This is a genomic window from Arthrobacter sp. UYEF36 (assembly GCF_040547025.1).
Lineage (GTDB): Bacteria > Actinomycetota > Actinomycetes > Actinomycetales > Micrococcaceae > Arthrobacter.
Genome location: NZ_JBEPOX010000007.1, coordinates 65,254 through 77,748, shown reverse-complemented (window position 1 = coordinate 77,748; position 12,495 = coordinate 65,254). Strand labels below are relative to the sequence as shown.

Sequence of the window (12,495 nt, the reverse complement as noted above, 5' to 3'; positions counted from 1 at the left end):
GCTGTAGGTGACCCCGCGTTGCTTGTAGTCAGCCCTGGATCTGCTGGAGCTGCTCCATCAGTTCGGGCGGGATGGCGTAGATGAAAATGACGGCCAGCAGGTTCTTCGAGGCGTGGACGAAGTAGGCGAACATGACGTTCCTGCCGGTCCAGACATAGACGAACACCAGCACGGCGCCCATGGCGAGGTAGGGCATCAGCACCTGGAGGCTCAGTTCCTCCTGGCCGACGATGTGCAGGGCCGCGAACAACACCACGGACAGGGCACAGCACACCCAGATGTTGACCCGCCGGCTGAGTTTGCCGATCAGCAGGTGGCGGAAGATGTACTCCTCCACAAAGGGCCCCACGATCACCAGCAGCGGCACCATCAGCCAGGCCGGCACCTGCTGCATGAGTGCCTGCAGGCCGGCCTGGTTGGCGGACGTTTGCGGCGGCCCGGTGAGGGAGACCAGGACCGCGGTGAGGATCATCATGGCCACCACAGCCAGCGGGACCATCAGCACGGTGAACCAGGGCCTGGTGGCGAGCACCCGGAGGTCCCGGGCGGCGATGTGCCGGACGGCGGCCAGGGCCAGGATGCCGATGCCGCCGTAGAAGACCAGGTTGACGGTGTAGGACGCCACCGCCGGGTTCGGGGAGAGCTCGAGCAGCAGCGGGACCAGCAGTCCGCCGGCCACGGCGAAGAACGCGGCCACCGCCACGTACAGGCCTGCCGTGATGAAATCGAGCCGCGAGAACCGGTAGAGTTCCGGCCGCGGTGCCGGTGGTGTGCGGAGAACAGTGCCCATGCCACCAGCCTAGCGCCGCAGCCGGACGGGCAGGTCCCGTATAATATTCGGTATGCCTAATAATTTGTTTCGGTCCGCCAAAGTTGTCGGCCGGACACGTCGCCGCCGCACTGCCGGGGCCGCCGTCGTCGCCGTTCTGCTCGGACTGTCCCTGGCCGCCTGCGGGGCTGCCGTCCCGGGCCAGGGGCCGGGTTCCGCGAACGGGAAGCCCGTTGTCCTGACCACCTTCACCGTGCTGGCCGACGTCGCGCAGAACGTGGCCGGGGACAAGCTGCAGGTCGAATCCATCACCAAGGCCGGCGCCGAAATCCACGGCTACGAGCCCACGCCCGGGGACATCCGCAAGGCGGCCAAGGCAGACCTGATCCTGGACAACGGGCTGAACCTTGAAGCCTGGTTTGCCCGGTTCGTCGAGGGCCTGGACGTTCCGCACGCCGTGGTGAGCGAGGGCGTGGAGGTGCTGTCCATCGGCGAGGACTCCTACGAGGGCAAACCGAATCCGCACGCGTGGATGTCCCCGGTCAACGTCCAGCTTTACGTGGACAACATGGTGAAGGCGTTCGCGCAGCTGGATCCGGACAACGCGGCGGCCTTCGAGGCGAACGGCGCGGCGTACAAGGCCAAGCTGCAGTCCGTGCAGGATGAAATGGTCCAGAAGCTCGCCACCGTCCCCGAGGCGCAGCGGGCGCTGGTGACGTGTGAGGGTGCCTTCTCGTATCTGGCCCGCGACGCCGGCCTCCGGGAGGTCTACATCTGGGCCGTCAACGCCGAGCAGCAGGCCACCCCGCAGCAGATCACCAAGGCCATTGAATTCGTCAAGGCCAACAAGGTCCCGGCCGTGTTCTGCGAGTCCACGGTGTCGGACGCCCCGATGCGCCAGGTGGTGGGGGCGAGCGGCTCCACCTTCGGCGGGGTGCTGTACGTGGATTCGCTCTCCGAGGCGGACGGGCCTGTCCCCACGTACCTGGACCTCATCCGGCACGATTCCAAACTCATCACTGAAGGACTGACGGGAGCGGCATCATGAGCAATCCGGCCATTCTGGTGGAAAATGTCACCGTCCATTACGGGGAGGTCCTGGCGCTCGACGCCGCCTCGCTCACCGTCGGGGCGGCCCGGATCTGCGGGCTGGTGGGCATGAATGGCTCCGGCAAGTCCACGCTGTTCAAGGCGATCATGGGCATGGTCAAGCCCGACGCCGGCCGCGTCCTCGTCAACGGCGAGGCACCGGCGAAGGCGCGCAAAAAGGGCGGAATCGGCTACGTCCCGCAGAGCGAGGACGTGGACTGGCAGTTCCCGCTGTCCGTCCGCGACGTGGTGATGATGGGCCGCTACGGGCACCAAGGCTTCACCCGCCGCCCGTCCAAGGCGGACCGCGACGCCGTCGACCTCGCCCTGGACCGGGTGGAACTGTCCGAGTTCGCCAACCGGCAGATCGGCCAGCTCTCCGGCGGGCAGAAGAAGCGCGCCTTCGTGGCCCGCGGAATCGCCCAGGGCGCCACCATGATGCTCCTGGACGAGCCCTTCGCCGGGGTGGACAAGCGCTCCGAGGCAACGATCACCCGCCTGCTCAAGGAACTCGCCTCGGACGGCTGCACCATCCTCGTCTCAACCCATGACCTGCACGCCCTGCCGCAGCTCTGCGACGAGGCGGTGCTCCTGATGCGCAAGGTCCTGATGCACGGCCCGCCCGAGGTGGTGCTGCAGCCGGAGCACCTGGCCATGGCCTTCGGCCTGGACGTCCTCAACCGGGACCTTCCCGAGCTGCCCGGCGTTTCGAACCAGCCGGGCAGGAACTGAGCCATGGATCTCTTCGACCTCCTGCTGGAACCTCTGAGCTATGACTTCATGGTCCGCGCCATCGCCACCACGGCGCTCGCGGCGATTGTCTGCGCGGTGCTGAGCTGCTGGCTGGTGCTGATCGGCTGGTCCCTGATGGGGGACGCCGTCTCCCACGCCGTGCTGCCCGGGGTGGTGCTCGCCTACATCGTCGGGGCTCCCTTCGCGCTGGGGGCACTGGTGTTCGCGCTGATCGCCGTGGCCCTGATCGGGGTGGTCCGCAACACCAGCCGGGTGAAGGAGGACGCGGCGATCGGGATCGTGTTCACCTCGCTGTTCGCCCTGGGTTTGGTGCTCATCTCCGTCACGCCAAGCCAGACGGACCTCAACCACATCATCTTCGGCAACCTGCTCGGCGTCAGCGTTCCCGACCTCATCCAGGTTCTGGTGCTCGGTTTCGTCGCCCTTGCCATCCTGATCCTCAAACGGCGCGACCTCACGCTGTATGCCTTCGACCCCACGCACGCCCATGCGATCGGGCTGTCCCCGAAGCGCCTCGGTGCGCTGCTGCTGGGGCTGCTGGCGCTGACGTCCGTGGTGGCGCTGCAGACCGTGGGCGTGGTGCTGGTGGTGGCCATGCTGATCATTCCCGGGGCCACGGCCTACCTGCTGACGGACCGGTTCTCCCGCATGCTGGTGATCGCGCCGGTCATTTCCGCGCTGTGCTCCATCGCCGGCATCTACCTCAGCTACTACCTCGACACCGCCTCCGGCGCCATGGTGGTCCTGACGCAGGCGGCCGCGTTCGCGCTCGTCTATCTGTTCAGCCCCCGGCAGGGGCTGATCGGCACCCGGCTGGCGATGGCCCGGCGCCGGAAAGCGGCCGCGCTCGCCGCCTGATGGTGTCCGCCCGGGCCCCTGCCCGACGGCGGCACGCGCGTCAGGCGGGGGCCTGCGGTGTCATACTTGACGACGCAGGCCGCCGCCGGGCAGGCTCGCCACCTATTTGCGAGGACTCCTTGAGCGAACATCTCCGCCTTTCGGGCGTATCCCATGGCTACGGGGACCGCCAGCTGTTTGCCGACGTCGACCTTGCCATCACAGCCGGTGAGCATGTGGCGATCGTCGGCGAAAACGGCGCGGGCAAATCCACGCTGCTCCGGATTCTGGCCGGCATCGAAACCCCGGACGCGGGCACCGCCGTCCACCGCGGCCGCGTCGGCTACCTCGCCCAGACCCTCGGCCTGCCGGATCAGTTCACGGTGAGCAACGCGATCGACGCCGCACTGGCATCCCTGCGCGAAATGGAGGCCGAGCTGGACAGTCTGGAGGACGGGCTCGCCGACGCGGACGCGGACGAACTGGAGCGCTACGGCAACCTGCAGACGCAGTACCAGCTCAGGGAAGGCTACGCCGCGGAATCCCGGGTGGAGGCGGCGCTGGACCGGCTCGGCCTGGGCGGGCTGGACCGGATGAGGGCGCTGGGCTCGCTCTCCGGCGGGGAACAGGAACGCGTGGCGCTCGCCTGCGTGATGGCCGATCCGGCGGACATCCTGCTGCTGGATGAACCCACCAACCACCTTGATGCCAGCGGGACGGCCTGGCTGGAGGCGCGGCTGGCGGCGCACCGCGGAACCGTGGTGGTGGTGTCCCACGACCGCGTCCTGCTGCGCAAGGTTGCCTCCACCGTGATTGAAGTGGACGCCGAGCGCCGGACGGTCAACCGCTACGGCAACGGCTACGAAGGATATCTTCGGGAGAAGGCTGCCGAACGCGAGCGCTGGGCGCAGCAGTACCGCGGGTGGCTGGACGCGATGGAGGCCGAACGGCTCCAGGCGGACACGGTCGCCGGGAAGATGGGCTACGCCCGCCAGCGCGACGGCGACAAAATGGGGTTCGACTTCAAGGCCGGCACGTGGCAGAAGGCCGCTTCCAGCAAGGTCCGCAACGCCCAGGAGCGCCTCCGCAGGCTGGAGGCCAATCCCATCGACCGTCCGCCGGTGCCGCTGAAGCTGGCGACGGACCTGCGGGCGGATGTTGCCGCGGGACCGGCTCTTGAAGCCCGGGCAGTGGCGGTGCCCGGACGCCTGCAACCCACCGACATCACGGTGGAGGCGGGCCAGAAGATCCTCATCACCGGCCCCAATGGTGCCGGCAAGTCCACACTGCTCTCCGTGCTCGCCGGCACGCTGGAACCGGCCCAGGGCACCGTGGTCAGGCACGGCCGGATTGGCTACCTGCAGCAGGAGCTGGAGCTCCCGCAGCGCCCGGGGCTGCGTCTCCTGCCGGCTTTCGCCGCAGGCCTGGGCGGGAACATCGATGAGCACGCCGAGGCGCTGCTGCGCCTGGGGCTCTTCCGGACCAGCGAATTCCACGTCCCGGTGGGAAGCCTGTCCGCAGGGCAACAACGCAGGCTGGCGCTTGCCCGGCTCCTGCTGGGCGGATTCGGGACGATGCTCGTCGATGAGCCCACCAACCACCTGGCGCCCGTCCTGGTGGAACAGCTCGAAACGGCTCTTTCGGAGTTCGCAGGGACGCTGGTCATGGTCAGCCATGACCGCGCGCTGGGGGAATGGTTCGACACCTGTGCCCGCGGAAACAGCACCGGGAACTGGCTCCGGTATGCCATGCGGGACGGCGCCCTGGCCTAGCAGGCGGCCCAAGACCGGCCCCGCTGATTGCCTTACTGACGGCCCAACTGACGGATGCGCCGGGCTCTGGCGGACTGAAATCGAACATTGTTCGGTAATTTCGCCACTGTGGCATCACTTATTGGGAAGATTCGCCGCAAGGTGTTGTGCGCGTCACGGAAGGCTCCGGAAAGCTAGTACGATGGATGAGCCGCGCGAGCTTCGACACTTGTGAGGTTCGGTACATGCTTTGGCCCCCACAAGGGGCTCTGGCCCGAATTTTGTGTACTTGAACCCACGGTCACTTCCCGGCCATACCCCGCGACCTACAAGGAACAGCTGTGCCATCACCTACGCCCACAGAACTTAAGAGCGCACCGGCGCAACCCGCCGTCGTCGACTCGACCCTCAGCGCCGAGGGCTACGCGAAATCACTGAGCGGCCGACAGGTCACCATGATCGCGATGGGCGGCGCCATCGGCGTCGGCCTCTTCATGGGTGCCGGCGGCCGCCTGGCCTCCACCGGCCCCGCGCTGATCTTCTCCTACGCCATTGCCGGCGTCATCGCCTACCTGCTGATGCGCGCCCTGGGCGAACTCATCATGTACCGCCAGACGTCGGGCTCCTTCGTCAGCTACGCCGGCGAAATGTTCGGCAAAAAGGGCGCCTATGTGTCCGGCTGGATGTACTTCATCAACTGGGCCATGACCGGCATCGCCGAGCTCATCGCGATCGGACTGTACTTCCAGTTCTTCTTCCCCAACGTGCCGGTCGAGCTGTCCGCGATCGCGGCGCTGCTGCTGCTCGTGGGCGTGAACCTCATGAGCGTCAAGGCGTTCGGCGAATTCGAATTCTGGGCCTCCTGCCTCAAGGTGGGCGCCATCCTCATCTTCCTGGCCGTGGGTACCTTCATGGTCATCACCAACGCGCAGGTGGGCGACGGCAACGCCTCGGTCAACAACCTGTTCGCCGCCGAAGGGGGAATGTTCCCCAAGGGTGCGCTGGTCATGATCCTGGTCCTGAACGCCGTCATCTTCGCCTACAACGGCATTGAACTCGTCGGCATCACCGCCGGCGAAATGCAGGACCCGGCCAAGGAAGTTCCCAAGGCCATCCGCGCCGTCGTCTTCCGCATCATAGTGTTCTACGTTGGCTCCGTCACGCTCCTGGCGATGCTGCTGCCTTCGGACCAGTACGTCGCCGGCACCTCGCCGTTCGTCACCGTGTTCGGCCAGATGGGCCTCGGCTGGATGGGCGACGTCATGAACATGATCGTCATCACCGCCGCGCTGTCCTCCTGCAACTCTGGCCTGTACTCGATCGGCCGGATCTTCCGCACCATGGCCAACAATGGGCATGCTCCGGAGTGGCTGACCAGGATGTCCAAGAGCCATGTGCCGTATGCCGCCATCCTGGCCATCGGCGGCGTCTACCTCGTCGGCATCCTCCTCAACATCTGGCTCGGCGGCTCGCACGCCTTCGACCTGGCGCTCAACTCCGCGTCGATCGGCGTGATCTTCACTTGGGGCGCCATCTTCGCCAGCCAGATCGCGCTCCGCAAGACCAAGGGCAAAGTCTCATCCCTGCCCGCGCCCGGCGGAACCTGGACCAGCTGGGCCGGCCTGATTGCCCTGCTGCTCATCACGGTGCTGATCGGTTTCGACACCATGACCAGCAAGACCGGCGAGGTATTCCACCTCGGTCTCTGGACCCTGGCGACCATCCCGTTCTTCGGGCTCCTGCTGTGGCTCGGCTGGCACAAGGTCAAGAACAACGAACCGAAGAACGCACTCTTCAACTAACCGCTCCAGTCAATATCCCCAGCGGTCGACGACGGCGGGCCTCCAGTGCGGAGGCCCGCCGTTGTTGGGTTAAGGGGGGACGCTGCGTGAGGCCTGGGGGACTCGTACCAACACTGCGCGCCGAGCAGCCGGTGCCGACGAACCCGGCCAGGGTGTCTGCTGGGGCTTGGACGGGCTCGAACTGCGCTCAGGGGACGCCATGGCCGCGCCGATATGACGAGAATGGCCGCTATGCGGGGTGGTTTAGCGGCCATTTGTGACGAATCGCTGGGCCGGGACGCCATCCCAGGTGGTTTAGCGGCCATTTGTGGCGAATCGATGGGCCGGGACGCCATCCCAGGTGGTTTTGCGGCCATTTGTGGTGAATCGCTGGGCCGGGACGCCATCCCAGGTGGTTTAGCGGCCATTTGTGGTGAATCGATGGGGCCCGGAGGTGGCGAGGGTGTCTGGAGGGGTTTGGACGGCTCGAGTTGCCCTCAGGGACGCCCATATGACGAGAATGGCCGCTATGCGGCGTGGTTTAGCGGCCATTTGCGGTAAATGGGTGGGCCGGGACGCGATCGCCGGGAGGTTTAGCGGCCATTTGTGGCGAATCGGTGGGCCGGGACGCGATCGCCGGGTGGTTTAGCGGCCATTTGTGGCGAATCGGTGGGCCGGGACGCGATCGCCGGGTGGTTTAGCGGCCATTCGTGGTGAATCGGTGGGCCGGGACGCGATCGCCGGGAGGTCTAGCGGCCATTCGTGGTGAATCGGTGGGCCGGGACGCGATCGCCGGGAGGTTTAGCGGCCATTTGTGGCGAATCGGTGAGCCGGGACGCCATCGCCGGGTGGTTTAGCGGCCATCTGTGGCGAATCGCTGGGGCCCGGGCACACGAAAGCGGCGGCGGACATCCCCCAAAGGAAAGTCCGCCGCCGCTTTTTGTGAGGACTAATCCTTCTTGAAGGCGTCCTTGGTGTTTTCGCCGACCTTCTTGGCGTCTGCGACGACCTGGTCCTTCTGGCCCTCGGCGCGCATCTGGTCGTTGTTCGTGGCGTTGCCAGTCGCTTCCTTGGCCTTGCCGCCGAGGTGCTCTGCTTCGTTCTGAATCTTGTCTCCGATACCCATGGTGCAAACACCTTTCGTTTCCGGTTGAAATTCAACGTTCATTCACCATAACACAAAGCATGCTTACTAAATCAAGGGGGCATCCAGGGCGTATCCGGAGTGATGGGACGAAATCTGCGATGGGGCCGGGCTAGGCTCGATGCCATGGACCACAAAATCAGCCTGACCCAGCATGTCAACGCCCCGGCGGACAAGGTCTGGGCGGTCATTTCCGACATTCCCGGTTCAGCCGCAACCCTCTCCGGCATCGATGCGATCCAGCTGCTCAGCGACGGACCCTACGGCGAGGGAACACGCTGGAAGGAAACCCGCACCATGATGGGCAAGTCGGAAACCGTGGAAATGTGGGTCTCCCAGGCCGACCCGCCCCGGAGCACCACGGTGAAAGCGCTGCAGGGCGGGGCGGACTACACCTCACGCTTTACGCTGGCCGATCGCGACGGCGGCACGGACCTGACGCTGACCTTCGGCGCCGAGCTCCAGAATCCCTCCCGGATGACCAGGCTGGCGATGGCACTCTTCGGAAAACTGGGCATGCGCATCACCCGCAAGGCCCTCGCCAAAGACCTGGCGGAAATCGCGGCCAAAGCCGAGTCGCTCTAGTGGCGCGGGGCACCGCGGCGTCCAAGGCGCCGAAGGTCACCGCGCCGCGGCTCAGTCCGGTCCGGCTGGCGGAACTTCGGGACGAGCCCGCCCCGGAATTCCAGTCCGGGGAGAGGTACGACGGCGTCCGGTACAGCAGGGCTTCGGCCGACGGGCTGGAACTTGCCGGCACCGACTTCGCCGAGTGCGACTTCCAGGGCGTGTCCTTCAATGAGACCCAGCTGCGCGGCGCCACCTTCCGGGACTGCATCCTGGCCGAGGTGTACGCCCCCGTTTTGATGGCGGCACGGAGCACCCTGCGCGACGTCGAGATCGGCAACCCCCGCTGGGGTTCCGCGGAACTCTACGAAAGCGGCTGGCAGTCCGTCAGGATCGACGGCGGGAAGCTCGACTACGTGAACCTCCGCGGTTCCAAGCTCACGGACGTGCAGATCAGCGACTGCATCATCAGTGAACTGGACCTGGGTTCCTGCGCGGCGACCCGGGTGGCGCTGAAGAACTGCACCATCGGCACCCTCGACGTCGCCGGTGCCAGGCTCAAGGACTTCGACATCCGCGGCACCGACTTCCGCGCCATCAGCGGACTGGAAAGTCTCGCCGGCCTCGTGATCGACGACTACCAGCTCGGCCTGCTGGCCCCGCTGATGGCGAGCCATCTCGGCGTCGTCGTCGCGTAATCCGGCGGCGTTTTGATTGACCCCCTTGCCGCGCCGTGTAATCTTTATAGAACGAACGGTCGGTAAATTGCGCACCAGCGGGTCGAACGTGGATGCCGCGGCCGATGAGAGTTCTTTCGATGACAGATTCGATGACAGAGACGTTTATCGCGTGAAGGGTGTACCCATGGCATCAGCAGCAGCAGGACCACAGGCATTTCTGGTAGGCGGTGCCCGCACCGCGGTGGGCCGCTACGGCGGGGCACTCGCCGCGGTCCGCCCCGATGACCTGGCCGCCCTGGTGGTCCGCGAGGCCGTGGCCCGGGCCGGGCTGGACCCGGACAGCATCGACGAGGTCATCCTCGGCAACGCCAATGGCGCCGGCGAGGAAAACCGGAACGTCGCCCGGATGGCCACCGTCCTGGCCGGCCTGCCGCTGCACATCTCCGGCATCACCGTGAACCGGCTCTGCTCCTCCGGCCTGAGCGCCATCATTATGGCCAGCCACATGATCAAGTCGGGAGCCGCAGACATCGTGATCGCCGGCGGCGTCGAATCCATGAGCCGCGCGCCCTGGGTCCAGGAGAAGCCCCGGACCGCCTTCGCCAAGCCCGGCGAAATCTTCGACACCTCCATCGGCTGGCGCTTCGTGAACCCGCTGTTCCAGAAGGGCGAGCTCTCCCGCGGCGGGAAGATGACCTACTCGATGCCCGAAACGGCCGAGGAAGTCGCCCGCGTGGACGGGATCACCCGCGAGGACGCCGACGCGTTCGCCGTCCGCTCCCACGAGCGCTCCCTCGCGGCCATCGCCGCCGGCCGCTTCGCCGATGAAATCGTCCCGGTCACCGTCAAAACCCGCAAGGGCGAAACCATCGTCGACACCGATGAGGGCCCGCGCGCCGGCACCAGCATGGACGTCCTCGCAGGCCTCCGCCCCGTCGTCGCCGGCGGCTCGGTGGTCACGGCCGGAAACTCCTCCACCCTCAACGACGGCGCCTCCGCCATCATCGTCGCCTCCGAAGCCGCCATCGAGCGGCTCGGCCTCACCCCGCGCGCCCGGATCATCGACGGCGCCTCCGCCGGCTGTGAACCCGAAATCATGGGTATCGGCCCCGTCCCGGCCACCCGGAAGGTGCTCGCGCGGACCGGTCTCAGCGTCGGCGACATCGGCGCCGTCGAACTCAACGAAGCCTTCGCCACCCAGTCGCTCGCCACCATGCGCCGGCTCGGCCTGGACCCCGAGATCGTGAACCGCGACGGCGGCGCGATTTCCCTGGGGCATCCGCTGGGTTCGTCCGGCTCGCGGCTCGCGATCACCCTGCTGGGCCGGATGGAGCGCGAGGATGCCCGGATCGGCCTCGCCACCATGTGCATCGGCGTCGGCCAGGGCACCGCGATGCTGCTGGAGCGCGTGTAGTGGCGGCCGCCGCGACGGGTCTGAACCCGCAGGACTTCAGCACCCTGCTGATCGACGAGCGCGAGGACCGGCTGGTGGTGCTCCTCAACCGGCCCGAGGTCCGCAACGCGATCGACCAGCAGATGGTCGACGAGCTGCACGCCGTCTGCGCCGCGCTGGAGCAGACCCCGAAGGTGCTCATCATCGCCGGCACAGAGGGTGTCTTCGCCTCCGGCGCGGACATCGGGCAGCTGCGCGAACGCCGCCGCGACGACGCCCTGCAGGGCATAAACTCCACCATCTTTGTGCGCATCGCCAAGCTGCCGATGCCCGTCATCGCGGCCCTGGACGGCTTCTGCCTGGGCGGCGGCGCCGAACTGGCGTACGCCGCGGACTTCCGGATCGGCACGCCGTCGGTGCGGATCGGCAACCCGGAGACCGGCCTCGGCATCCTGGCCGCCGCCGGTGCGAGCTGGCGCCTCAAGGAGCTCGTGGGGGAGCCGGTGGCCAAGGAAATCCTGCTGGCCGGCACCGTCCTGCGCGCCGACCGGGCCCTCGCCGTCAACCTCATCACCGAGATCCACGAGGCACCCGAACTGATGGCGGCCGCGCACGCCCTCGCCGACAGGATCGCCGGCCAGGATCCCCTTGCGGTCCGGATCACCAAGTCGGTGTTCCACGCGCCCGCCGAGGCACACCCGCTGATCGACCAGCTGGCCCAGGGAATCCTTTTCGAATCCCAGGCCAAGTTCGACCGTATGCAGGCTTTCCTCGATCGAAAGTCTGAAAAGAAGTCAGCCAAGAAGTCCGAGCAGGATACAGACCGGAAGAAGAACTGAAGATGAGCAACTCCGTACTTCCCTCGAACCTTCCCGGCGGTGGCCTTCCCGACTCTGTCGGGGTTCTGGGCGGCGGCCGGATGGGCGCCGGCATCGCCCACGCCTTCCTGATCAACGGCGCCAACGTCCTTGTCGTCGAGCGCGACGAGCAGTCGGCCGAGGCGGCGCGCGAGCGGGTGGAATCCGCGGCGGCCAAGAGCATTGAGCGCGGCGCCACCGACGGCAACCTGGACGAGATGGTCTCGCGGCTCGCGGTCACGGTGGACTACGACGACTTCAAGGACCGCCAGCTGGTCATCGAGGCCGTCCCCGAGGACTGGGACCTGAAGGTCGCCTCGCTGCGGGGGATCGAGGAACGCCTCGCCGCCGACGCCTACCTCGCCTCCAACACCTCCTCCATCTCGGTCGATGCGCTGGCGCGCGAGCTGCAACGCCCGCAGAACTTCCTGGGCCTCCACTTCTTCAACCCGGTGCCGGCCTCCACCCTGATCGAGGTCGTCCTCGGCGAGCGCACCTCCGAGCAGCTGGCCCAGGCGGCCCGCGGCTGGGTCGAAGCGCTGGGCAAGACCGCCGTCGTCGTCAATGACGCCCCGGGCTTCGCGTCCTCACGGCTGGGCGTCGCGATTGCCCTCGAGGCGATGCGCATGGTGGAGGAGGGCGTGGCGTCCGCGGAGGACATCGACAACGCCATGGTCCTGGGCTACAAGCACCCCACCGGTCCTTTGCGCACCACGGATATCGTGGGACTGGACGTCCGCCTCGGCATCGCCGAATACCTGGCCTCCACCCTGGGCGAGCGCTTCGCACCGCCGCAGATCCTGCGCGACAAGGTGGCCCGCGGCGAACTCGGGCGCAAGTCCGGCAAGGGCTTCTTCGACTGGACTGACTAAGGCAA

The 12,495-nt window shown here is 66.9% G+C and carries 12 protein-coding genes; 10 read left to right on the top strand and 2 right to left on the bottom strand.

The genetic code is table 11. The features are described from left to right. Nucleotides 1–28: 28 nt before the first annotated feature. Nucleotides 29–790 carry a CPBP family intramembrane glutamic endopeptidase gene (locus tag ABIB29_RS11900; protein ID WP_354173012.1) on the bottom strand — a complete coding sequence of 254 codons (762 nt, stop codon included), beginning with the start codon at nt 788–790 and terminating at the stop codon, nt 29–31. A 52-nt stretch (nt 791–842) separates the two neighbouring features. Here ABIB29_RS11900 and ABIB29_RS11895 point away from each other — a divergent pair, with 52 nt between their 5' ends. The 5 genes from ABIB29_RS11895 to ABIB29_RS11875 all read left to right on the top strand — a co-directional run bounded on the left by ABIB29_RS11895 (nt 843) and on the right by ABIB29_RS11875 (nt 7,001). Continuing rightward, nucleotides 843–1,817 carry a metal ABC transporter substrate-binding protein gene (locus tag ABIB29_RS11895; protein WP_354173011.1) on the top strand — a complete coding sequence of 325 codons (975 nt, stop codon included), beginning with the start codon at nt 843–845 and terminating at the stop codon, nt 1,815–1,817. Further along, nucleotides 1,814–2,590, top strand: a complete 777-nt coding sequence (locus ABIB29_RS11890; RefSeq protein WP_354173010.1) for a metal ABC transporter ATP-binding protein — start codon at nt 1,814–1,816, stop codon at nt 2,588–2,590. Before ABIB29_RS11895 ends, ABIB29_RS11890 begins: the two co-directional genes overlap by 4 nt. A 3-nt stretch (nt 2,591–2,593) precedes the next feature. Continuing rightward, nucleotides 2,594–3,469: a metal ABC transporter permease gene (locus ABIB29_RS11885; protein WP_354173009.1), complete on the top strand. Its 876-nt coding sequence runs from the start codon at nt 2,594–2,596 to the stop codon at nt 3,467–3,469. Nucleotides 3,470–3,588: 119 nt separating this feature from the next. Next, nucleotides 3,589–5,220, top strand: coding sequence for an ABC-F family ATP-binding cassette domain-containing protein (locus ABIB29_RS11880; RefSeq protein ID WP_354173008.1), 1,632 nt, complete (start codon nt 3,589–3,591; stop codon nt 5,218–5,220). 320 nt (nt 5,221–5,540) lie between these two features. Then, a complete protein-coding gene (locus tag ABIB29_RS11875; RefSeq protein WP_354173007.1) occupies nt 5,541–7,001 on the top strand; it encodes an amino acid permease in 1,461 nt (486 codons plus the stop codon). Between the two features lie 928 nt (nt 7,002–7,929). Here ABIB29_RS11875 and ABIB29_RS11870 read toward each other — a convergent pair. Then, a complete protein-coding gene (locus tag ABIB29_RS11870) occupies nt 7,930–8,106 on the bottom strand; it encodes a CsbD family protein (protein WP_354173006.1) in 177 nt (58 codons plus the stop codon). A 144-nt stretch (nt 8,107–8,250) separates the two neighbouring features. On the opposite strand from ABIB29_RS11870, the gene ABIB29_RS11865 reads away from it, so the two are divergent. The 5 genes from ABIB29_RS11865 to ABIB29_RS11845 all read left to right on the top strand — a co-directional run bounded on the left by ABIB29_RS11865 (nt 8,251) and on the right by ABIB29_RS11845 (nt 12,490). Further along, nucleotides 8,251–8,709 carry an SRPBCC family protein gene (locus tag ABIB29_RS11865; RefSeq protein WP_354173005.1) on the top strand — a complete coding sequence of 153 codons (459 nt, stop codon included), beginning with the start codon at nt 8,251–8,253 and terminating at the stop codon, nt 8,707–8,709. Continuing rightward, nucleotides 8,709–9,386, top strand: coding sequence for a pentapeptide repeat-containing protein (locus tag ABIB29_RS11860; protein WP_354173004.1), 678 nt, complete (start codon nt 8,709–8,711; stop codon nt 9,384–9,386). Before ABIB29_RS11865 ends, ABIB29_RS11860 begins: the two co-directional genes overlap by 1 nt. A gap of 166 nt (nt 9,387–9,552) precedes the next feature. Next, the gene (locus ABIB29_RS11855) at nt 9,553–10,782 is read left to right on the top strand and encodes a thiolase family protein (protein ID WP_354173003.1); all 1,230 of its coding nucleotides are present in this window, start codon (nt 9,553–9,555) and stop codon (nt 10,780–10,782) included. After that, nucleotides 10,782–11,600 carry an enoyl-CoA hydratase/isomerase family protein gene (locus ABIB29_RS11850; RefSeq protein ID WP_354173002.1) on the top strand — a complete coding sequence of 273 codons (819 nt, stop codon included), beginning with the start codon at nt 10,782–10,784 and terminating at the stop codon, nt 11,598–11,600. Before ABIB29_RS11855 ends, ABIB29_RS11850 begins: the two co-directional genes overlap by 1 nt. Nucleotides 11,601–11,602: 2 nt before the next feature. After that, nucleotides 11,603–12,490: a 3-hydroxyacyl-CoA dehydrogenase family protein gene (locus ABIB29_RS11845; protein ID WP_354173001.1), complete on the top strand. Its 888-nt coding sequence runs from the start codon at nt 11,603–11,605 to the stop codon at nt 12,488–12,490. Nucleotides 12,491–12,495: the final 5 nt, after the last annotated feature.